At 56.7% G+C, this 22,454-nt stretch carries 17 protein-coding genes and 1 pseudogene; 13 read left to right on the top strand and 5 right to left on the bottom strand.

The features are described from left to right. Positions 1 to 215: 215 nt before the first annotated feature. The 10 genes and pseudogenes from F8O09_RS04765 to F8O09_RS04725 all read left to right on the top strand — a co-directional run bounded on the left by F8O09_RS04765 (position 216) and on the right by F8O09_RS04725 (position 15,175). Positions 216 to 3,776: a SpaA isopeptide-forming pilin-related protein gene (locus F8O09_RS04765; RefSeq protein WP_158054122.1), complete on the top strand. Its 3,561-nt coding sequence runs from the start codon at positions 216 to 218 to the stop codon at positions 3,774 to 3,776. Between the two features lie 319 nt (positions 3,777 to 4,095). Further along, entirely contained in the window at positions 4,096 to 6,045 is a 1,950-nt protein-coding gene (locus F8O09_RS04760) for a LuxR C-terminal-related transcriptional regulator (protein ID WP_192497565.1), read from the top strand. Positions 6,046 to 6,300: 255 nt separating this feature from the next. Next, positions 6,301 to 7,788, top strand: a complete 1,488-nt coding sequence (locus F8O09_RS04755) for a sugar transferase (protein WP_158054120.1) — start codon at positions 6,301 to 6,303, stop codon at positions 7,786 to 7,788. A gap of 38 nt (positions 7,789 to 7,826) precedes the next feature. Next, a complete protein-coding gene (locus tag F8O09_RS04750; RefSeq protein WP_192497564.1) occupies positions 7,827 to 9,503 on the top strand; it encodes a cytidylyltransferase domain-containing protein in 1,677 nt (558 codons plus the stop codon). Beyond that, complete coding sequence (locus tag F8O09_RS04745; RefSeq protein ID WP_318655748.1) at positions 9,412 to 10,581, top strand: N-acetylneuraminate synthase family protein; 1,170 nt, start codon at positions 9,412 to 9,414, stop codon at positions 10,579 to 10,581. The genes F8O09_RS04750 and F8O09_RS04745 overlap by 92 nt, the downstream gene beginning before the upstream one ends. A 91-nt stretch (positions 10,582 to 10,672) precedes the next feature. Continuing rightward, on the top strand, positions 10,673 to 11,911 hold the full coding sequence (locus F8O09_RS04740) for a lipopolysaccharide biosynthesis protein (protein ID WP_192497563.1): 1,239 nt from the start codon (positions 10,673 to 10,675) through the stop codon (positions 11,909 to 11,911). A 99-nt stretch (positions 11,912 to 12,010) separates the two neighbouring features. Beyond that, positions 12,011 to 12,499 (top strand): annotated as a pseudogene (locus F8O09_RS10655) (glycosyltransferase); the annotation flags it as partial. 60 nt (positions 12,500 to 12,559) lie between these two features. Continuing rightward, positions 12,560 to 13,114 carry a glycosyltransferase gene (locus F8O09_RS10505; protein ID WP_225732922.1) on the top strand — a complete coding sequence of 185 codons (555 nt, stop codon included), beginning with the start codon at positions 12,560 to 12,562 and terminating at the stop codon, positions 13,112 to 13,114. Further along, positions 13,111 to 13,914, top strand: a complete 804-nt coding sequence (locus tag F8O09_RS04730; protein ID WP_158054116.1) for a 6-hydroxymethylpterin diphosphokinase MptE-like protein — start codon at positions 13,111 to 13,113, stop codon at positions 13,912 to 13,914. Before F8O09_RS10505 ends, F8O09_RS04730 begins: the two co-directional genes overlap by 4 nt. Continuing rightward, the gene (locus F8O09_RS04725) at positions 13,907 to 15,175 is read left to right on the top strand and encodes an O-antigen ligase family protein (protein WP_158054115.1); all 1,269 of its coding nucleotides are present in this window, start codon (positions 13,907 to 13,909) and stop codon (positions 15,173 to 15,175) included. Before F8O09_RS04730 ends, F8O09_RS04725 begins: the two co-directional genes overlap by 8 nt. A gap of 162 nt (positions 15,176 to 15,337) precedes the next feature. On the opposite strand, the gene F8O09_RS04720 is transcribed toward F8O09_RS04725, so the two are convergent. Continuing rightward, positions 15,338 to 15,919: an integrase core domain-containing protein gene (locus F8O09_RS04720; RefSeq protein ID WP_158054114.1), complete on the bottom strand. Its 582-nt coding sequence runs from the start codon at positions 15,917 to 15,919 to the stop codon at positions 15,338 to 15,340. Between the two features lie 816 nt (positions 15,920 to 16,735). On the opposite strand from F8O09_RS04720, the gene F8O09_RS04715 reads away from it, so the two are divergent. Then, positions 16,736 to 17,932, top strand: a complete 1,197-nt coding sequence (locus tag F8O09_RS04715) for a hypothetical protein (RefSeq protein WP_158054113.1) — start codon at positions 16,736 to 16,738, stop codon at positions 17,930 to 17,932. Positions 17,933 to 17,982: 50 nt separating this feature from the next. Here the strand turns inward: F8O09_RS04715 and F8O09_RS04710 are convergent, their stop codons facing one another. Further along, entirely contained in the window at positions 17,983 to 18,501 is a 519-nt protein-coding gene (locus tag F8O09_RS04710) for a hypothetical protein (protein WP_158054112.1), read from the bottom strand. A gap of 22 nt (positions 18,502 to 18,523) precedes the next feature. Continuing rightward, positions 18,524 to 18,907, bottom strand: a complete 384-nt coding sequence (locus tag F8O09_RS04705; protein ID WP_158054111.1) for a thermonuclease family protein — start codon at positions 18,905 to 18,907, stop codon at positions 18,524 to 18,526. 47 nt (positions 18,908 to 18,954) lie between these two features. Between F8O09_RS04705 and F8O09_RS04700 the strand changes: the two genes are divergently transcribed. Then, positions 18,955 to 19,533 carry an excalibur calcium-binding domain-containing protein gene (locus tag F8O09_RS04700; RefSeq protein ID WP_158054110.1) on the top strand — a complete coding sequence of 193 codons (579 nt, stop codon included), beginning with the start codon at positions 18,955 to 18,957 and terminating at the stop codon, positions 19,531 to 19,533. A gap of 240 nt (positions 19,534 to 19,773) precedes the next feature. Here the strand turns inward: F8O09_RS04700 and F8O09_RS04695 are convergent, their stop codons facing one another. Together F8O09_RS04695 and F8O09_RS04690 are read right to left on the bottom strand one after the other, a co-directional pair. After that, positions 19,774 to 20,937: a low temperature requirement protein A gene (locus F8O09_RS04695; RefSeq protein ID WP_158054109.1), complete on the bottom strand. Its 1,164-nt coding sequence runs from the start codon at positions 20,935 to 20,937 to the stop codon at positions 19,774 to 19,776. Positions 20,938 to 20,939: 2 nt separating this feature from the next. Continuing rightward, entirely contained in the window at positions 20,940 to 21,269 is a 330-nt protein-coding gene (locus tag F8O09_RS04690) for a nuclear transport factor 2 family protein (protein ID WP_158054108.1), read from the bottom strand. A gap of 64 nt (positions 21,270 to 21,333) precedes the next feature. Between F8O09_RS04690 and F8O09_RS04685 the strand changes: the two genes are divergently transcribed. Further along, positions 21,334 to 22,035, top strand: coding sequence for a TetR/AcrR family transcriptional regulator (locus F8O09_RS04685; protein ID WP_158054107.1), 702 nt, complete (start codon positions 21,334 to 21,336; stop codon positions 22,033 to 22,035). Positions 22,036 to 22,454: the final 419 nt, after the last annotated feature.

The raw sequence follows: 22,454 nt of genomic DNA, 5'->3' as shown, positions 1-22,454 counted from the left end.
CAGCGAGTAGCACTTCTGCTGGCGCCCAGATGCCATATGGCACACTATGCGCTTCCGAGACGCTCCAAACCAGTTGGGGGTGAATTGCGGGGTGAAATGCCTCGAATTCTGTTTTCTTGGTAAGGCATTTTGCCTATATTCGGGGTGCGCGGGCGGTCTGTCGGCCGTGCGGCAATCGATATCGCATACCGCCTTGGCGGGAGAGGTCTGCTTTCATGCACAGTGCGCAATCACCCGACAATTTCAGATTTGGTCAGAGAAGCCTCAGCTATCGACTGCTGGTACTGGCCATGGCCGTGCTGCTCAGCGGCTATCTCGCCATCGGCTCGAACCTGCTCGGGGTGTCGAGTGCCTCTGCGGCGACCACGGCCAGCATCGACACTGCGAAGCTGACGAATTCGTCAGGTGGCGAGACGCTGACCGACGGCAGTGATTTCAGGCTCGACCTCAACTGGTCGCTTCCAGACCCGCACGACACTCCGGCAGTCATCGACGTCGAAATGCCCTCCGACCTTCAGATCGGCGATCGTGCGTTCGACCTCAATACCCCGGGTGGCGTCAAGATCGGCACCTGCACGACGGTCGCACCTGCTGACGGAGCGAATGGAGGGCATCTGCACTGCGCACTCGATGACGCATACGCGAGCACGCATAAAGATATCAATGGGCAGCTGACCATCAGCGGTACGGTCTCGAAAGGAAACAAAGAGACCGTGACCGACCAGGGGTACTCGATCAACGGTACTGAGACGAACAAAGTCGTCATCAACCCGAAGCCTGTGCCGCAGCCCTGCACAGTGAACTGCGATTATGGAGCCACTGGCGCAGGCAAGTGGGGGTCGCTGTCTGACGACGGAAAGACGATTTACTGGACGATGAACGTGGTCGCAGATGACCATGGAACGCCAGGATCCTCTGATGTGGTGGTCACTGACGACATCACCGGCAATGACCCCGCTCTCTCATATATCCCCGGCTCTGCAAAGGTCGTCTACACCCCGCTGGTCAACACGAACAATGAGGGAAGAGAGTATCTCAGCGGTTGGAAGGATCTGGCGCCCAGCCCGGTGTTTGACGGAACGTCGAAGTTCACGTTCACCACTCCGGCTGCCATTGATCGCACCGCATACGAGCCGTTGCAGGAGGGGCAACGCCTCATCGCCACCGAGGACGGCACCGTACAGGGCATCTACCAGCTGAAGTTCTCGACGTCCGTCGCCACCGAGACCAAGGCGCCGCAATACGGCACGGTCTATTACAACTCGTATCAAGTGACCGTCACCAAAGACGGTACGACGAAGACCGATGGAGCGACTGGTAACACCGTCAGCCGCCAGTCGAGTGCGTGGGGCGTGGGTACGAATCAGGGCGCTTTCTCTGTTGCGAAAGAGCTTGATGGGAATGCTGCCAGCGGCATTGCACAGCAGCGGCTGAACTTCGAGGTGAGGTACGAAGTCGTAGCGCCAGAAGCGCACAAAGGCAATCAGGGCAGCTTCACCGTTCAAGCCGGGCGTACTGCCACTTCTCCCTATTTCGACGAGGGTGACACTGTCAAGATCACTGAGATCGTTCCGTCCGACACCGGTGCAGTGCAGTGGGGTGCTCCGCAGCTGGCTGATGCCACTGGCAAGTCGCTCGCCCTGCCCTATGAGGTGACGTTCAGCAATGATAACGGCACTCTTGGCAAAGATGGCATTCTGCCGCTGAAGCTCACGAACACTGCCGATCTGAAGCCCACGACGTCGTTCAAGCTGCAGAAAAACGTGAACAACCCGGATGGTGTTCTCGGACTTCCGTCTGAATACACCGTGCACTACGACTACCGGTACGGGCCCGATGCTGCGCAGTACACAAAGTCGGGCAGTGGCGACATCACAGTGAAAGCTGACGGTAAAGACTACATATCGTCAGCCGACATCCCCGTCGGGGCGAAGGTGACGCTCTCAGAGGCGAAGCCGAGCGACACAGCTGACACCACGTGGGCAGACCCGGTGTTCGCGCCGGCCTCTGCAGACAATGTGTACACCATCACAGCTGACGGCAGGTTGAAGCCGACCGCTGGCGATGCTGCAGACCATACCTTGGTCACCAACGCCGCGAGTCTGCGCAAGGGCACTTTCAGCATCACTAAGGCCATGGCAGGTACCGGTACCGAGCTGGTCGGCACAGACCGTGATTACACCGGCACGTGGTCGTACCCGGCCAAAGACGGCGTCTACGCCGCCGGCCATGGGGAGTGGACAGTCAAGGCCGGCGCCACCTGGACCTCACAGCCGGTTCCCGCGAACGCCGAGGTGACCCTGCACGAGAACACCCCGCAGGGCGTCGACAGCGCGACCTGGCAGACCCCCGACGATCAGAAGGTCACAATCGGTGAAAACGCCAATGGTGCGGTCACCTTCACCAATACTCTTGACCATGATCCGGGCACCGTGACCTGGCAGAAGACCGACGCAACTTCTGGTGCGAAGCTCTCGGGCAGCGAATGGACGCTGACCGGCCCCGACAAAGGCGACAGCAAGGTCATTCAGGTCGTCGACAACGGCGCGGGTGATGAAGATCCTGAGGTCGGTGCGCTGAAGGTCAGCGGCTTAGCATGGGGCAATTATGCGTTGACCGAGACCAAGGCTCCGACCGGCTATCAGGTCACGACGCAGAACCTTAAGGTCACCATCGGCCAGAATGCGGTCGATGTACGGCTCAAAGCGATCGCCAACCAGCGCATACCCGGCTCGCTGACCTGGAACAAGACCGACGCGACCACGGGCGACGCGCTCGCGGGCAGCGAATGGTCGCTGGTCGGCCCCGACGGCAAAGCCACGACCGTGGTCGACGATGGCACCGGTGACGAGGATGCCACGGCGGGCGCGCTGAAGGTCAGCGGCCTCGCCTGGGGCGACTACACACTGAGAGAGTCGAAGGCTCCGGCGGGGTACACCGCTGACGCCGAAGCACACACGGTCACGATCGACGCGGCGAACGCCGAGCAGAGCGTCTCGTTCGGCACGGTGCAGAACGCACGCATTCTCGGTGACGTCAGCTGGCAGAAGACGGATGCGACGTCTGGCGTGCTGATCGGCGGCAGTGAGTGGAAGCTCACTGGCCCCGACGGAGAGATCACCGTGGTCGATAACGGCGATCACGACGCCGACGAAGCTCCGGGCAGAATCCAACTGAAGGATCTGCCGTGGGGTGAGTACACGCTGACCGAGTCGAAGGCTCCGACGGGCTACACGATCGCCGGCGCTGAGCAGCCCGCGGCAGACCGGGCCGTTGAGACGAAGACTCTCGTCATCGGCGCCGATCAGCAGCGGTTCGACCTTGGGGCGATCACCAACGATCGCGTTCCGGGCACACTGCTGTGGCAGAAGACCGATGGCGCGAACGGCACCGCTTTGGCTGGCTCTGAGTGGAGTCTGCGCGGGCCAGACGGCGCGATCAGCACCATCGTCGACAACGGCGACCTCGATCTCGACAAGGCCGACGGGCGTCTTCAGCTCAGCGATCTGGCTTGGGGCGAGTACACGCTTACTGAGTCGAAGGCTCCGCAGGGCTATCAGATTGACGGCACCGCACACCCCGTGACGATCGACGCCGAGCATGTCTCGATCGATCTCGGAGCGATCACCAACACTGCAGATCCGGTGCAGCCGGTGACGAACAGCGGTGACCTCGCTCGAACTGGTCTCACAGCGGGCGCCATCGCTGCGGGTGCAGCGCTCTTGCTCGCCGGAGCAGCACTGCTGATGATACGTCGTCGTCGGCACGCTGAATGAATACCTGATGGACGAATAACTGAATAGCCGGCCTCTTCAGCCCCTTGAGGCGGCAGACGTCAGCGGTCTCGGCCGCTGACGGAACACGAAGCGGGTCGTGCGTTTGTAGCCAAGCGCGCGACCCGCTTCGTGCCGTCGAGGCTGTTCGCCATTAGGGGTGAATTATGGGGTGAATTCGTGCCAGTTGAGGATGCGGGTGACGCTGGACGGTGTATTTCTGGCGGATACTAGTCTGAGTATGGCCAGAAAATGTCTTTCTTGGTTAGCGATGTGTGTACGCGGGTAACTTCGGTCTCGAACGATATGGATGGGTGGTTGCGTGACGAGTTCGGCGAGCATTGATCCCCCGCGAGCTCCGCTGCTTGACGCCGCCGAGTTGCTGGCTCTTGTCGACAATGACACCGACCGCGCCCAACACGTGACACATGAGGTCGGTCGCTTGAAACCAGTCGTCGATGTTATGCTCGGACGCGGTCATGCTGTCGGTACGGTCGATGACGCGGCTCTGGGCGTGCTCACGAATCTGCATCTCTCTGAGCGTGAGGTCGATTTCTTCGCTGCCATGGCTCTGCCTGTGGCGTTGACGCACAGCCTGGCTGTCGAACTCTGGCCAGACAACGACTTTTCAGATCTGCTCGAAGGCATGATGGCCAACGGGCTGATTCTGGCCGATGACGACGACGTCACTGTCATCGGCCGCATTCCTGACGCGTTGCGAAGAGTCGCCCGACAGGAGTGTCTGAGACGTCACCCTGACACCTACAGGCACAACATGCAGCGCATTCGCGAGGCGATGAAGAAGACTGAACAACCGCCCGCAGTACGGCTGCAGCAGGCCTTCGAAGACAAAGACATCGCAGGCATGATTGAGGTGCTGCGGCCGAACCTCTATTCCCTGACCAGTGAAGTTCCCCGACTGATGTACAGTGCGCTCGGGGCGTTGCCGACAGAGGTGCAGACCACCCACCCAGATCTGATGTTCTGTCGAGCATTTCTCGCTGTGCAGGCGAAAGCGCCCGTCACGAATGCAGACAGCACTGTGGTAAGCGAGCTCGAAGAGTTCACCCGCTCGTCGTCACGCGAACTTCGTCTGCTCAGCAGCATCCTGGTTCTGCGTCTGCAGAAGAGCTTCGCCGAGAGCGACCGGGTCGCTGAACCCCTGCGAACCAGCACAACCGCGATATCTCGACTGCATGCTGGTCTGTCTGCTCTGCTCGCCGGGCGCTATACGACGGCCGCACGAGACTTCGAAGCTGCACGGCAAATCGCCACTCTTGCTGGCGACCGCATGCTGTGTCGTGATGCCGAGAGCAAACTCGCAGTCACGCGCGTGCTCATGGGCGACTTAGTGGCTGCCGACCGACATCTGCGTCGTCTTCGAACGCTGCCCGAGCCGACAGGACGCATTCGCGAGATGGTGCGCTGTGGTGAGTATACGGCGGCGCTGTTCATCGCCGCCGAACGTCTGGACCGAGACGAAGTCGAACGGCTGATCGGGCTTACTCAGGATGCAGCGTATTGGCATGACGAGCTCTGGCCGTTTCTGCTGTTGGCCTATCGCCGCGCGGCACAAGTGCTTGGTGTGCCGAGCCTGCTGACGGCGATTCTCGAAGAGATTCGCCCCATGCTGCCAGCGGCCGACGAAATGCCGGCACAGATCGTGACGATCTGTCAGGTCGAGACGATGATTTCTGCACGCCATCTGGGTGCGGCACATGCACTGGCCGGCCGTCTCGCTGCAGCGGATGCTCTGATGGCGCTGCCGACGCGTGCTCGCCTGGCGTTGTACGCCGGAGAGTTTCAAGAGGCTGCTGATCTGTCTGCGAAGACTCTGGCCTTCGACTTGCTCGGCCCGCTTGCTCGAGCTGAAGCGATGACGCTCGCCGCATGCGCAGCGTGGCACACCGGCCGCAGCACAGAGGCACAGTCTATGCTGCGGGAGGCAGCTGCTATCGCAGACCTGCAAGGCGGGCGACGCTCATTGGCTGTCGTTCCAGGCAATCTGATGGCACCGCTCTATGCGGCGTGTGAGATTCCAACCTCGCACTCGTTGGTGCCCGATGCGCTGCCTCGACCAAAGCTGCCGCCGACTCTGCTGCACCTCGTGCATCTCATTGCTCAGGGCAGGCCGAACAGTGAGATCGCCAATGAGCTGCATGTGTCGACAAACACTGTCAAAAGCAATATTCAACGGCTCTATCGTGTGCTTGACGTGCACAACAGGCCAGAGCTGCTCGCGGTGGCTGCAGAACGCGGCCTGCTGCGCTGAACTGTGCCGTTCTGAGACGTTCCGGCGACGAGATGGTGTGAATTTTGGGGTGATATTCGAATGAACGGTCCCGCTGACTGACAGGTTCGAGTATCGTCTTTTCTTTTCTGCAATGCTGATGGGCTAGACTCTGAAACTGTTGCTTTGGGCGGGGGTCCCAAACCAAGGGGGAATCAGATTGCCGCACGTCACCGCTGACGAGTTTGTTATGCCATTGGTGCAGGTGCTCGCAGGTACGTCTGAGCCTTTCACCGCATGAGCACCGAGACGCAGCTCTGGCGAGGCCACGAACGTCAGCGAAGCGCACGGCGGGCTGAGGTTCTGCGCCCCTACGTCATCAGGCTCTTCGTTACCGACGTCATTCTGATCTTTGTCTCGCTCTGCACCGCACATATCGTGCGCTTCGGCGCTGATGACGTTGACGTGAGCGGCGCCCAGTGGCTTGACCATCTGCAGCTCAGCTATATGCCGTTCACAATTGTGCTTGGCCTGCTCTGGGTGGCGCTGCTTGCCGCATATCACGCTTACGTGCCGCGCTATCTCGGCTCAGGCACAGAAGAGTACCGCAACGTCGTCGGAGCCACCATGCTGCTCTTCGGCGGTCTGGCCGTTCTGAGCTATCTGCTGAAGCTGCAGATCTCGCGTGGATACTTTCTTGTGGCTCTGCCCCTCGGACTCGCACTGCTGCTCATCGGCCACTGGCTCTGGCGCCGCTGGCTGAACGGCCAGCGCAAGCACGGACGATTCGTCGCTTCGGCCTTGATCGTTGGAGGGTCGAGCACCGCAGCTGCGATTGCCCAAGAACTCGCCGTCACCCCTGATGCAGGTCTCAGACTCTTGGGCGCCTGCGTGGCGAACAAGGTGGAAGGCGATGCTCTGCCCGGCACCGATGTGCCTGTGCTCGGGGGGCTGGAGGATTGTCTCAAGGTCGCCGATCGCCTGGATGTGGATACCGTGATCATCACGGCTTCTCGGCATTTGACGCCCACCCGTGTGCGTCGCATCAGCTGGGGATTGGAATCCAATCGCCGGCACCTTGCTCTTGCACCGAGCCTCATCGACGTGGCCGGTCCGCGCATTCACATGCGCCCGATGTCGAGCATGTCTCTGATGCATGTCGAGACACCGCGATTCGACGGGCGCACTCTGCTGCTCAAACGCGCTTTCGACATCATCACCTCTGGGCTGGGACTCGTTCTGCTTTCGCCAGTGTTCTTGGTGGTCGCCATCGTGGTGAAGGCCCAAGACGGCGGCCCGGTCTTCTTCAAGCACAAGCGCGTCGGTCGAGCCGGTGAGCACTTCAAGATGTGGAAGTTCCGCTCGATGCGTGTCAACGCCGACGCTGAACTCAAGGCGCTGCTCAAGGCTCAGGGCAAAGAGGGTCAGCCACTCTTCAAGATCGACAATGACCCGAGAATCACGAAGTTCGGACAGTTCATCAGGAAGACGTCGATTGACGAGTTGCCGCAGCTGATTAACGTGTTCAAGGGTGACATGAGTCTCGTTGGCCCGCGACCGCAGGTGGATGCCGAAGTCGCGCTCTATGACCAGAGCGCCTCGCGTCGCCTGAACGTGCGACCAGGCGTGACGGGTCTCTGGCAGGTGAGTGGTCGTTCAAAACTGAGCTGGGAAGAGGCGATTCGTCTCGATCTCTACTACGTCGAGAACTGGTCGTTCGTCGGTGACCTGCAGATTATCTTTCGCACATTCAAAGCGGTCGCCCAGTCGGTAGGAGCACAATGATCAGTTCAGACAGTACGCGTGGACAGAGCATAACGGACATGCAGGAACTGCAGCACAGAAATCAGGTCTGGATATTCATTCCAGCTCGTGGCGGATCAGTAAGTGTTCCACGTAAGAATGTACGGAGTATTGCAGGTGCTCCGTTGATTACATATTCAATCTCTACTGCTCTCCAAGTTGTCGATGCTAACCACGTATTAGTCATTACGGATGATCGACAGATTGAAGAGATAAGTCAAAAAACGGGAGCTACGGTACTCTTTGAGACGAACCCGACACCCCCTGATGAGACTCTAGACGAGAAAATACTCCGGAATATTCCAAAAGTACAGCAGCTTGGGGCTGGCGACGACGATATAGTGGTCACTGTTCAACCTACCTCCCCTTTACTGTCAGCCTCGACACTCAATAAAGCGATTGATGCGGTCGCTCAAGGCCTTGGTCGCTCGGCCATAACTGTGTCTGATGATCGGCACCTAAGCTGGACGCTGGACGCAGACGGAGTTGCTCATCCTCTTTACCAAGAGCGTGTGAACCGACAGTACCTCCGCCCAGAATTCCGAGAAACGGGAGGAGCAGTTGCAAGCAAACTGCACGACGCCCTCAGCTATTCGAGTAGAATTATAGAACCGGTATCTCTAATATCAGTTTCTCCGCAAGAGGCTATTGACATCGATCATTTTGGCGATCTATATGTTGCTGCACACTTCCTTACGAGGCGACGTATTGTAATCCGAGTGGATGCAGGTCCGCTGCTTGGGATGGGTCATGTCTACCGTGCGTTGGCACTCGCAACAGAACTAGCACGTCATGGAATTCTATTTGTGACGAGCACAGATCTACCTCTTGGGGCAGAGTTTTTGCGGCGATACCCTTATGCGTTGAAACAGGTAGCAAATGATGACGAATTTTTGAGGATAACTAGAGAGTTTGAGCCAGATCTCGTCGTTCTAGACATTCTCGACACCGACGCATCGTTGGTCAGTAATATTCGCAGCCAGAACCCCTCCACTAAGGTCCTGAGTTTTGAGGACTCAGGCTCTGGCGCAAACCTTGTAGACCTTCTTGTATCGGAGTTTACTGAGAATCACGAAGTCATGGCTTCTCATCAGTTGAAAGGCATTCAATTCTCGCTGCTTTCGCCTCAGTTCGAGACCGCAGAGCCGAGAAAGAACCGTCCAGAGGAGGTCAACAGGATTTTAGTCCTCTTTGGCGGTACAGACCCTTCATGTCTCGCTCAACGTTCTTTGCAAGCGCTTCGAGATCTGAATTTCTCTGGTGAGGTTACCGTGATACGTGGCCTAGGCGCAGGAGCATTGGAAGCCCCGAAAGACGCGAAGTACAGTCTTGAAGTACTGCATGATATTGAATATATGCCAGGCGTTATGACTCAGGCAGATCTTGCTCTTACCTCTGCAGGCAGAACAATCATTGAACTCGCAGCATTGGGTGTTCCCTCAGTGTGTATAGCCCAGAACATGCGAGAAATGACACATAACCATGCTGTTTCCGATAACGGTGTCGAAATGCTTGGATTGGGTCAGTCCTTGACTGATGATCAATTACGTGAAGGGATTCACGCAGTACTTAATGATGCGCCAAAGCGTCGTCTGCTCGCCAGGAATGCTCTTGCCGCTGGACATCGACGAAGCAATCGGCGCACTGTTGAAACAATACTGGATAGACTCGGGCTCAACGTCTTTCCTAATCTCTAAACCTTACTTCGAAGGAGAATCTCTAGTGTCAGTACAAATAATGCACCGTGATTACTTGGACCCCTACGTTATTGCAGAGATTGGGGTGAACCATGAAGGGTCGTTAGCAAGGGCGCTGAAAATGATCGATAGCGTGGCCTCCGCTGGCGGTCATGCAGCCAAATTCCAAACGTATAAGGCGGCGACTCTTGCTAGTAGAGACAGTAGTCCTGCATACTGGGACACGACGAAAGAGGCGACCCCATCTCAGTTTGAACTCTTCAGTAGATATGATTCCTTTGGCGTTGCCGAGTACGAGATCCTCGCCGAGCATTGTGCTGAAGTAGGCATCGATTTTCTGTCAACACCATTTGACCTTCCCTCAGTCAGTATGCTTGCTCCTTACATGCCGGCATTCAAAATTGCTTCCGCTGATCTGACGAATGTGCCATTAGTTCGAGAGATCGGAGCGCAAGGTAAGCCGGTTATCATGTCAATTGGAGCCTCGACTTTCGATGAGATAGACCGCGCTATGGGTGTTCTAACTAGCGCAGGCGCCACTCAGATTGGGTTACTGCACTGCGTATTGCGGTACCCTACCCCGCCCGCAGACGCGAACCTGCTCGTGATAAGTAGCTTGCTCGAGCGCTATGGGCAGGACGCTACAGTGGGATATTCGGATCACGTCGCACCCAATGAAGATGGGGACGTGCCGTCTCTTCTGCTGGCCAGCTCGCTCGGTGCGAGGATCATTGAAAAACACTTTACAGATGACAGATCGGCTGTCGGAAACGACCATTATCACGCATTCGACGAAAGCGGGCTACGGCGCTTTACGCGAGAACTCGCGCAGAGACGTGAGCTGGCTGGTTCACCTACGCCTGATACATTATCTCAACGAACCGCTATTCAAAACGCACGACGTCGGATTTGCGTGGCGCAGGATCTGAGAAGCGGGACCGTGCTCTTGGAGAGCGATCTCATTCCGTTGCGGGCAAACCAAGGAATCGAGGTCGCCGAATGGGACCAGATTGTAGGTAGATCATTGCGTGTGCCCAAGACGAAATACGATGTGCTTTTGATCTCGGACCTGGAATGAAAACTCGTGCCCAACGCCTTAGCCGTATACGCGTTAAGAACAGTGAGAGGTGTTGGAAATGACCGATTGAACTATCAACGGAGACAACCCGGTGAAAAAGATACTGAATACCCTCATCCGTGTCGGCACACTGGGGTCAAAGTTCGTAGTTCTTTTCCTGCTGAGTTTCTACTTAGATCCTAGTGATGTGGGTAGATATGGAATAATCACCGGTACAGTCGCTTTTCTTGTGCTGATTCTGGGAATCGATTTTTATACCCAGGCTAACAGAGACGCAGTTTCCGTTAGGAACAACGGAATCGGGAGCATTCTCGAAGCTCAAGCTAAAGTTTATCTAATTTCCTATGGTGTTATGATCCTCATTGGACTGGTTCTTACAGTCGTAGGCTTCGCACAAGTTAGTATAATCACAACAGTTATTGTTCTCGCCATACCTGAGCATCTCTCACAAGAATATTATCGTATCTTCGTTGCCCTGAATAGACAGACGATTGGGACAGTGACACTGTTTGTTCGTTCCGGGGTGTGGGGAGTTGCTGTTGCATGTTGCTTCTTTTTCATTCCTCAGTCCAGGAGCCTAGAGTTTGTTATTGTCGCATGGCTCATCGGGTCGACACTCTCAGTTGTTCTAGCTTCGGTCTATAGCGCCAAGGCAGGGTTCTTCCGGAGAGATGGTATGAGGAAGTCATCATCGTGGATTTGGAAGCGTCTCCAGATGGGGCTCGTGTTCTTTCTCGGTACATCAGCGTTGAGTGCATTGACTGCAGTAGATAGGCTCGTGCTCAACCATCTAGAAGACCTGTCTATAGTCGGCGTCTATACGCTGTACATTAGTGTTTCCGGTGGGCTGCGGTCTGTTCTAGACGCAGGAACTCTCGCCTATTCACTACCCAAAATTCTAAAGGCTGGCCAAGAGTCTGATGTAAAAAGCCTACGACGAGAGGTTAGTCTAACTGTTAGACAGGTTGTCATTGTCGTATCTCTGGTGGCTGCAACTTTCGCTATCTGCATGTTCTTCTTTGTGCGAGAGTTTCTGCCAAACATATACAAGGACAACTTCACTATTCTAATCATTCTTCTTGTAGCATTTTCCTCGTTCTGTATCTCAATGCCAGCGCATCAAGCGCTATACGCCCTTCGAGCGGATTTTCAGATCAGCGCATCAAATCTTCTGACCTTCTTTGTGTTCGGACTTGTTCTCATCTGGTTGGCTCGGTTCGGAGCGTTTGGGGTGGCCTGTGCGATGCTCCTAGGCATGGTCATCGGAGCGGTTGCTAGATTCTGTCTTCTTAAAAAAGTGATGAGTGTGAGGCTGGGAAGAGAAAACTGAAGCCCTTACGACCAAATAGCTAAAGTATCGTAACTCGACGCAAGTCACACCTGATCCTAGGTATTCAGCCGAGACATCTATGAAGAGAAGAGGAGAGTAATGCAGCCGATGAGAGTTGCCGTTGTGTTGGGCCATTGGCGGAACTACGGAGTCGAGACACTCGTCTTGAACCTGTTTCGACATATTGACAAGAAACGCATAAGCTTCGACTTTATCGTTTGTGACGGAACTCGAGAAGAAGTTCCGGAACAAGAGATTCACAGTCTCGGGGGACGAGTATTTTATGTACCCCAATACACTAATATCCTCAAGTATAAACGTCGTCTAGTGGATCTGTTTCGATCAAATCAATACTTGATCGTTCACGCGCATATGAGCACGCTCTCTGTTTTACCCTTATGGGCGGCGAAGAGCGCTAGAGTTCGAGTCCGAATTGCTCATTGTCACACGATGGCGGGAAAAGGCGAGCATGCCAAGAACGTTGTCAAGTATTTCCTGCGATCTTTAGCAAAGGTATTCCCAACAAATTACGCGACAAGCTCTCGTCTCGCGGGTAAGTGGCTATTTGGACCGAGGGTACCCGTCCATTACGTTCCGGTTGCACGTGAACTGAGCCAACTACGGTTCGACCCAGTCAGAAGACTGCGAATGCGTGAGCAGCTGCAGGTGTCTGATCGATTCGTTGTGGGCCACTTTGGCAGGTTCGTGGAGCAAAAGAATCATCTCTTTCTCATCGATGTATTCAGTGAAGTGCTCAAGACGGAGCCGGAGGCGGTCTTAGTCTTAGCGGGAGATGGGCCTCTGGTCGATCGTGTTATGAGCTACGCTCGGCAGAAACTACCCGAATCATCATTCTTGTATTTAGGCATCCGGTCCGACACGGCTGACTTATACCAAGCCCTAGACGCGTTCGTCTTGCCTAGTCTGTATGAAGGTGTTCCTGGAACTGGAATTGAAGCTCAAGCCGCTGGGCTTCCATTCATTTTTTCTGATGCGGTCACTGATGAAGCCCTCATAATCGACAGTGCCCAACGCCTCCCATTGACGCTCGGTGCCTCCCAGTGGGCCAAGGCTATCTGCGCCCATAAGGGTGACATCCGTGAGGATCAAGATGTCCGTATGAGAGAGGCTGGATACGAAGTGAGTGAAGCAGCCGAGAACTTGGCACGATACTATGAGCGGCTTGTAGAGGATTTTATATGAAGACATCTATAAGGCTCGCTATTGGGCGATCACCCTTCTTGCACGCGTGGGCAACGAGGATTGTTAATTGCAATAATTCGCTCTTCTATCAATGGTCAAGTTCTCGCAAGGACTGGAAAGACAGTCTCCAAGCGCTGCATAATTCTGCTCGACGACGTCGCTGTTTCATAATTGGAAATGGCCCGAGTCTAACTCCATCTGACCTAGAACTAATTAGCGGTGAAGATACTTTTGCTTCGAACCAGATCTTTAGAGTGTTCCCAAGGACTTCCTGGCGACCAAAATACTATGTGGTCCAAGATATCTATGGGAAAATAAAAGATGAGGTCGACTCGCTCACGAAGATCCAAGTGTTCATGGGAGACTACTATGCAAGAAAGATTGGTACTTCTCTAGAAGAAGTGGTTGTATTTCATGGGAAAAAACCCATAGGAAATGCTCTCAGCTTCTCTGAGGATATCTCAAAGTATGTTGTGGATTTTGCTACAGTGACATTTACAATGCTCCAACTAGCGGTGTATATGGGATATGAAGAAATATACTTGCTGGGAATGGACCATTCCTATGCCCGCACGATTAACGCACAAGGTGAATTGACTGCGGCTGAGGGTGTGAAGAATCACTTTTATAAGGACCCGTCGAGTATTACTGTTACTGCTAATAGCGAGGGGATGGAGAGAGCGTATGGTCTTGCGAGGCTTCATTGTCAGTCGCATGGTATCCGTGTGAGGAATGTGACCCGTGGTGGATTCCTAGAAGTCTTTGAGCGAATGAGCTTGGAAGAAGCACTTCGTGATTAATCCTTCCAGTAGTAGTCGGGCGCGAGCCCCTTTGCAATCGATTTCGCGAGAGTATTACACTTCCGAGCCGAAATTGCCTTGGGTGCACGGGCTTTTTGTTTGGGTAAGTATTTTTGCTTTAGTAAAACCAGATTCTCTAGTTTATATCGGGCTTGGGTGGTTGGATTCAGTAGCCGTTCTATTCGACACTGCCTTATTGGTAGGCTTACTTCTCTTTGTACTATTGTCGCCAACTAAGCTGCATGCGCCGATTCTAGTTTTACTACTATTTTGGATTTTGGTTGCGATATCGACTGCATTTGGTAGTGCAGAGTTTGACCAGTACCTCAAGATGGCCGGTCCCAGCATTGCCATGTGTCTCTTGTTTGAAATCTATCTGCAGAGATATCCTAGATTCTTTTTGAAATCTGTAGTGATTGTTTTGCTGGTATTGTATTCCATCAACCTTCTGACGATTATTGTCTATTTTCCAGAAGGTATGTACGATACGGCAAACGTATCAGGTGATAACTATTTTATGGGTTTTGACAACGGAATGATTATCAATCTTCTGCCTCTGTGTGGTTTTGTCTCCTGTATCGCTTACTCAAATAGAGGGAAGTTAAGGGGGAGGCTCTTCTGGTTTACTCTGACAATTACTGTAGTGTCTTTAGTCTATGTGCAGGCAATTACAGGTATAGTACAGATCATAATTTTTCTTGTCTTATTGTTTTGGAGTAGTCATGATTATGGTCCAAGAATCCTAAAACCCATTCTTCTTATTATCTTGTTTTTTCTCATCGCGTTAGGGCTTACCGTATTTCGAGTTCAACACTTGTTTGCTGGGGCGTTGGAAGATGTTGGCAAAGATGTGACTCTAACCGGTAGGGACGGGCTTTGGGACGCCGCACTATCACTTGTTGCCGAACGGCCCTGGGTTGGTCATGGTGTCTCGAGCCAAGCGATTGTTGGGACCAACGATCATTTCTATGCGCATCCCCACAGTCTTCTTCTCGACACCTTGGTCAAAGGTGGCATCGTTCTGCTTGCGGTGTTTATTCTGCTCTTGATCACGTTCGTAATTGAGTTTTATAGACAGAGAAACGTCAACGTTCGATCAATTGTTCTGGTTTGTCTGTTCGCCATGCTTATTGGGGAAACCGTAACTTCGTATCAATTCAAACCTCTATTTTGGGCGCTCTTCGTCTTGATAGGTTATGCGGATAGTTTTTCCTGGACTGGCGTAAAACTAAGCAAGAATCCTGCTTTGGGGACTTCCTGACGAAGCTGGGCATCAAAGGCCCTTGCTTTTGTCACTGCAAGCCATACTTGCCAATCTGGGGGATGCTCTAGAACGGTACCTACCTGAGATTCCGCCTGCCCGTATTGTGGGAGCAGCACGAAATGGGCCTTGACCCTTGATCCAAGACACGGTGTTGCTTGGCTATGCCGCTGCTGTGACGGTAGCGGATGCGGTGGCTGTGTGGGTGGTTTCGTAGGTGTTCGGGCTGACGAGTCCGATCGCGGAGTGGCGTCTTCGGGTGTTGTAGCGGTTGGCCCATGCGAACAGGGCCCGGTGGGCGATGGCTTGGTCGGGGAACGTTGTGGTGTCTTCGAGAAGTTCTCGTTTGAGTGTGGCATTGAAGCTCTCCGCGAGTGAGTTGTCGGCGCTTGACCTGACCGAGCCCATGGACTGGGCGATTCCCAAGTGTTTGCAGAGGTCTGTGTAGGCCTTCGCTGTGTAGACCGGTCCGTGGTTGTTGTGGAACACGGCGCCGGCCAGTGACCCGCGATCACACGCCGCAGCGGTGAGGGCTTCTTCGACAAGCCGGGTGCACAAATGGTCGACGATCTGCCTGCCGGCGACCTTGCAGGAGCCCAGCTCGATGCAGGTGGCGAGATACAGGTTCGTGCGGCCCGCGATCGGCCGGTAGGGGATGTCGCCGATGCAGCGGTGGCTCGGCTCGTCGGTCGAGAGGTCCCGGACTAGTCTGGCCGGAAGCTCCGCGACCTCATCGAATGTGATTTCTCTGCTGGTGAGCCGGGCTGCCGCTACGTGGGCGACTGAGTATTCGACAGGTCGGGCAGCATCGTTATTGCGGTTGAGCGGCGTCTGGTGTTGTTTGTGATGCGGCGTGTGGTAGTGCGGGTGAGCAGTGCCCCGTCCGGGTTCGGCGCGCTGCTCACTTGGGTGGCTCTGCTTGTTTTGCCTGCTGAGTGTTCGCGCATCTTCGCGTCGGCATGGACGTCACCGCCGAGATGCTCGTGACAGCCCTATTTGGGTACTGGGTGTGGACGTCGTAGAGACACAGCCATAGCGGCGGTCGAGCTCGGCTATCCCTGCAATCAATAGTCGGTACTGAGGCCGCTTTACCGCTTCGGCAACGGCAAGTCGAGGGATCCGTGAATCGCCTGCAAAGGGATGCTCTCAGCTCTACCGAGGAGGATCGCAGTTCCGATGCGTACGATGACGCCGAGCTGCGGGACTCAGCTCAAGTGCCGGCTTTGGCACCGTCTTCCGCGCCACCCTCGAGGCGGGCGCAGGATCGGGGCAGGCGCGACTGAAGCATCCTGCGTTGCTCATCTGTTGTTTCTTGTGTTCGCGACCCTAGATGGCATCCTGTTCAGGCAGCGCAGTCTGCCGCACTCCGACCTCGCCAGCGCGCGTGCGCGCTGCGGCGATGCGTTCGTTGACGGCCTGACGATCGCCTCGTCAGGGTGGAACGGCAGCGGTGCGGGGCGCGTCGGCGAAGCTACAGGCGATATATTATCGGTCTGCGCGCGGGGTGGCGAAGGCAGGCCCTCCGCTCAGTTCTGATGACTTGACTTGAGAGGATCTGCAATGCAGACCAAGCATGATGGCTCTGCCCAAGAGGTGACTGTGCGCAGGATTGGCGCACAGGGCGGTCAGCTGGCTGTCTATGAGTTTCAGGGGAAGCTGCGTGATCTTGTGGTCTCCGGGCTTCAAGAAAGCTTTTTGAACACTGGAGAGTACTCAGCTGGGGCGAAAAGGGTGTCGCCTCAGGCGGCGAAATCGATAGCAGTCGCCGGTGTCGCCGGTAGTGTAGCTGCGCTGGCCTCTGGTTTTTCGTCGAGGCTGTTCATGGCGACGGCGGACCCCTCGACGCTTATGCAGGTGCATGGCGGATTCGGCTCGGCTGTCATAGGCGCGAACGGGATAGCGGCACAGGCGCCATTTCTGCCGGTTTCCGCTGTCTTGCCGACCGTGGCCCCTCTGCTTGCCGTCCAGGCGCTGCAGACGGTCGTGATTATGCAGGAGTTCAAACGCATCGATCAGAAGCTGGATCGGATCAAGGGAACGCTGGACCGAGTGCTGGCACGCATCGAGGCTACACACGTCGGCTCTCTGCTGGCTTCTTCGGTGATCGTCGACGAACTATATGGACAGCATGAGCTCGAAGGATCGTTCTCGCGCGACATGCTGATGCGGCTGGCGTTTGCTGAGCGGGACGTGCGTGCCCTCAGCGCCAGGTTCCGGCAGCTCGTGCGGGGCAGGGCGATCACTGAGGTCGAAGATCTCGCCGTTGTGAAACAAGCGAACTACGATGCGCACAGCGCGATGCTCTCGTCGTTCCTTGAGCTGCGCATTGCATATCTGCGAGTGTGTGTCGATCTGCAAGAAAACCCGAAGTCAGTGGCCTCTGCGCTCGATGCGCTCAGACGACAGATCGATGACGATTTGGAACTCTGGCAGTCATTGTTAGACCGATCGCGTGTGCTGAAGGGGCTGATCGACGCGCGGAAGGAAGAACTCAAGGAGAGGGGATCGTTGGGGCGCGTGTTCTCTGGTGCTGAGCGCAAGGAACTCGAGAAGTTCCAAGATGCCTACGCCGAGACCACCGAGAGCGAACGGGAGATCATGGTCGACTTCCATTCGTTCGTCGAGGCAGCCAAGGAAACGCGCAAGGCGATGGATCAGGAGCCGGGCGATGACCGGACCGAGCATCCGACGCTCGTCTATTGGGAAGATGAGACTGGTGAGCACTCATTCGTCTCGCCGAAGCCGCTGTTGGAGTGAGACGCGGGAATGTGCCGAATGACAAGTGGTGCGCTTCAGGTCGTTCACGACTAGATCGGCTGTTTCGTCACGCAGTCGATGTAGGTGAATGACTTACCGCCTGGTGCGTACTTTCGACATGGCGCCGCATTGCTGGGGCGTTTCCCCGGCACGCCTGCTGAGCTGTTGTCGGGTTTGGGCGCGGGCTTCGGTGCTGGTGCAGGGGAAGGTTTTGCAGTCGGTTGCGGTGCGGGCACGACTCCAGCATCCTGCGTAGCCTCGTCACCCGTCGGACTTGGCGCGACGGCATCGCTGTGACGCTGCAGCTCGGTTCGCTGCGAGTCGACAAATGCTGATCGTGACACGAAGAAGTCGACACGGTACTGGACCGCTTTGCGCAGTTCCTTGATCGTGGCATTGGAGTAGTAACTCAGGGGAGGAACTGAGCGATCTCCGTCGAGGACTGAGAGTAGTGCTGTACCTGCAGCGAGAGGTTCAGCGATTAATGAGGCTTGTTTGTCGATGTCCCAGATGTCCCAGGCTGCGTCAGGGTCCATGAGATCAACCTTGGCAGTCGCATAGTCGTCCACTTGCCCAGCCAGACTGCAATCATTACCGGGGGAATAGAGCCCGACCTTGTTGGCCTCGGCTTCGGCCTGGGCGTCTTGGACCTCGCGCAGGTGCTCGACGTTGCCCCCCGACGCTCATGGCTGAGCCGAGGCCGTTGCGGGCGATTTCGGCGTTGACGAGCGTGCCGTCTTTGTAGATGGCGGCGAGGTCGCGCCCGTAGCCGTCCTGCGCCTCACGGTCGTAGTCGAGCTTGATCTTGGTGCCGCTGGGCAGATGGTTCTTCAGCCAGAGGCGGGCGCGACCAGGGCATCTGTCGAAAGCGCACTCGGTCAGACGCCTCGGGCGTTGAGGGTACGCGTACGCGCGTGATTCCACGGCAGTGAGGCGCTCGTCGGGGTGGTGGAGATCGCCGGGATTGACGCTCATATGGTTGGATAGCCGAAGTGTTCACAGCTAACCAATAGGGGAGAGACATGACGAAGCTAGGCGCAACGAAGAGCCGAAGCACACAAGTCGCAGGCATGGTGCTTGCTTTGCTGCTGTCGGGCACGCTGCTTTCAGGGTGCCTCGAGTCGTCTGAAGATGCTTCGAAGATAGACGCGCAGGCGTCTCAAGATGCCGAGCGTGCCCAACAGCAGGCGGATGAGGAGGCGCATAAACAGGCGGAGGCTTCGCGGGCTGCCGAGGCCGAGCGTGTGCGCCAAGAACAGGAAGCAGCCGACCAACGTGCTGAAGACGAACGCAAACAGGCCGAAGAACAGCAGCGCAAAGACGCGGAGGCTGCCGAGGCTGAGCGCGTGCGTCAGGAGCGGGAGGCTGAGTCGGCCCGCGTGGCCGAAGAGCAACGGCAGGCTGATGAGCGGGCGAAGGCTGATCAAGCGGCTCAGCCGCGCGGGTTCGCAGGCACGGGCTCAGCGTCGGGCGGGGGTGACGTCTCTTATGCGAATTGCAAAGAAGTGAAGCAAGCTGGCAAAGCCCCCTTGCACCAAGGACAGCCCGGGTACTCGTACAAGCTCGATCGCGATCGCGATGGAGTCGCGTGTGAGAAGTGATTACGGTCGCACGAGGGGCTGAACAGTCTTCTTCACTGACGATCCCTCATCTGCACATGGCAAATGCTGGCTGCGAGCATCTAGACATGGAACTTGGCATGTCTCGATTGACTGAGCCGACATTTCACATGTTTCGATCTGTGAGTGGTCTCAGGCGGCGTATCTGCCGCTGATCTGTCGGCTTACGTCGACAGATCAGGTGTTGAAGTGTGCTGTTTGGTGCGTGTGGGGTCTGCGTGGTCAGGGCCTGTGTGCAGGCATTGGCACCTGCACTGCTGCCACCGCCACAGCAACGCCTACCGCGGCAACAACAACGGCCGCAAGCGGAGGCAGCAGCATGCCGACCAGAACGACCACCGCGCCAGCGACCAGCGCGCCGTTTGCCGCAGGCCGCATCCGCCGACGCAACGACAGCATCCAGATGCCGAGAATGAAGATGGCCACTGGGGCCGCCAGCAGACCCGTCGCGACAACCGACGAGGTTTCGGCGTGGCCTGCTGCGCTGTCGATGACGAGCTCGACTCCTGCTGAGAAGGCTCCAGCAGCAGCGAAGATGACGTAGTGCGAGTAGCCGAAGGTCAGGGCCGAGGGCAGATCGGTGAGCTGGTCGTGCTGTTCGCGTGAGAAGTAGATCCACCACATTCCAGCTGCGATGACGAGCCCGGCGGCCGAGACGGTCAAGAGGTCGGGTACGTGGTGGCCCTCGTCGACGGCTTCGACCACGGCGTTGGCCGATGCGAGAATCGACTCACCGAGCAGAATCAGGGTGAAGAGACTGTAGCGTTCGGCGATGTGCTCGGGATGCCACGGCGTGCGTCGGCGTGCCTCGGCCCAGATGGGTACGGCGATCTCGGCGGCGGCGAGCACGAAGAAGGCAATGAAGCCGATCTGCTCAGGAAGAAACAGCCGCGCGACCCAGAGAATCTGCACGATGGTGATGCCGGCGGCGTATCGCGCCGCGGTCTGGCGCAGTGTGGGGTCACCCGCTGCTGCGCGCAGCCACTGCACGACGAGCGCCAGTCGCATGATGACATAGCCGATGGTCACGAGTGTGAAGTCCTGGTACTGCATGGCGTCTGCGGCACCGGCCGCAAGCATGAGGACCCCAGCCATCTGCACGATGGTGAGCACACGGTAGAGCCAGTCGTCGGTGTCGAAGGCCGAGGCGAACCAGGTGAAGTTCATCCACGCCCACCAGATGGCGAAGAAGACCATGAGGTAGCCGAGCACGCCTGAGCCGATGTGCCCTTCGGCTGCGAGATGGTGCAGTTGCTGCGACGAGAACGAGACGGCGACGACGAAGACCAAGTCGAAGAAGAGCTCGAGCGGGCTGGCGGCGCGATGCGACTCGTGCGGGTCACGAGGTCTGAGCGGAATGAACGAAGTCGCGGTGTTGCTGTGCATGGCTATCCCTGTCGAATGCTGAAACGGGTGAACTTCTCGCGTTCAACGAGAAAGGTGAACTGCCAGATCAGAGTGGGGGCACTGTTCTGCCATTGTGCAGTGAGCTGTATCTGCGGGCTGCGCTGAGCCACGGCTAGGGGCGTCAGAGTGCCGTTGCCATCGCTCAGCGTGCGGTCGCGCCATTCTTTTACGACGGACATGCCTCGACGTGTCGGCCCCCAGTCATCCACTTCGACGTCGTCGGCGAAGAGGCTCAGGAATGTGCGATCGTCGCCAGCGTTCACCGTCGCCACGAAGGCGGCCACGGGTTCAGGGAGGAAAAGGAACGCCATGACACCCCTTCTGTTGTGATGATATATGTAACTATAGCGATGGTATGCAACTACCATGATGAGTATGTCAGATGCTGCGAAAGGTGACACGCGAACTCGCCTCATCGAAGCGGCTGCCGATCTGATCGCTGCATCGCCAGGTGAGGACATCAGCCTGCGCGAGATCTGTGATCGCGTGGGCGTGAAGATGCCGACGCTGTACCACTTCTTCGGCAGCAAACAGGGCATTCTCGATGCGGTGATCGCGCACGGCTTCGATCTGTACATCTCACAGAAGCAGGCTCACGAGAGTTCGGGCGATCCGATCCAGGATCTTCGCGATGGGTGGGATGCCCATGTGGCCTTTGGTCTGCAGAACCCGGGGTTCTACACACTGATGTACGGCAAGATCCATCCAGGGGATCCAGCCCCGGCCGAGGCGCGGCCGACTGCGATCCTGCTCGAACTGATGCAGCGAGCCGAAGCCGAGGGGCGCCTCTCTGTGCCTGCAGACCAAGCTGCGGCACACATCCTCCTGACGAACATCGGGGTCACTCTGAGGCAGATCATCTATGCTCGCCCTGACCCGGTGCTCAGTGGCGCGGTGCGCGAGGCGACGATCGCTGCGATCACTGGGGCGAGTCGGCAGTCAGCCGGCGCTTCGCGCAAGGGGTCGGCGCATTATCTGATGGAGTACTCGGCTGCGCACCCGGACGTGCTCGGCGACGCTGAGACGGCCTTGCTGAACTCGTGGCTGCAGCGCTTGGCCGATGTCGATGAAGACTGATCGTCGTTGCGTCAGCGCGAGCACGCGATGGCAGGGCAGGCACCCCTGTCTTGGGTATGGTGGCGTGCTTCGGTTATGTCGTTTGCGGGCGTAGCGGGCCTGGCGGTGCCCTGCAGAGGGCTCCATCGTTAAGGTTGGCAGTGACTTGGGGCTCGTAAGTGCGGTCACCGCCCAGCTTGGGGGGACCGTGCCGCTGACGCTGAGTCCTCTGCCGTGTTTGTCGTGCGTCCGTAGCTGTCGTGGGCCAAACGTAGTATGACGACTGGGTGAGCGAATGCCCCCACGCAACGGCTTCACGATCGTGGGCGCACGTGCGATCTGCGAAGATCGGGAAGCTGCTCTTCGGTTTGTTTTGCAGGTGAAGCGCTTCGTTGCCTGTGATTTCGAACAGAAGGCCCACAGGGCCGGTTTCGCCCACC

The sequence above is a fragment of the Pseudoclavibacter sp. CFCC 11306 genome, assembly GCF_008831235.1.
Classification (GTDB): Bacteria; Actinomycetota; Actinomycetes; order Actinomycetales; family Microbacteriaceae; genus Pseudoclavibacter_A.
Note: the sequence above shows the minus strand (reverse complement) of the source record. Positions and strands in the feature narration are given on the sequence as shown.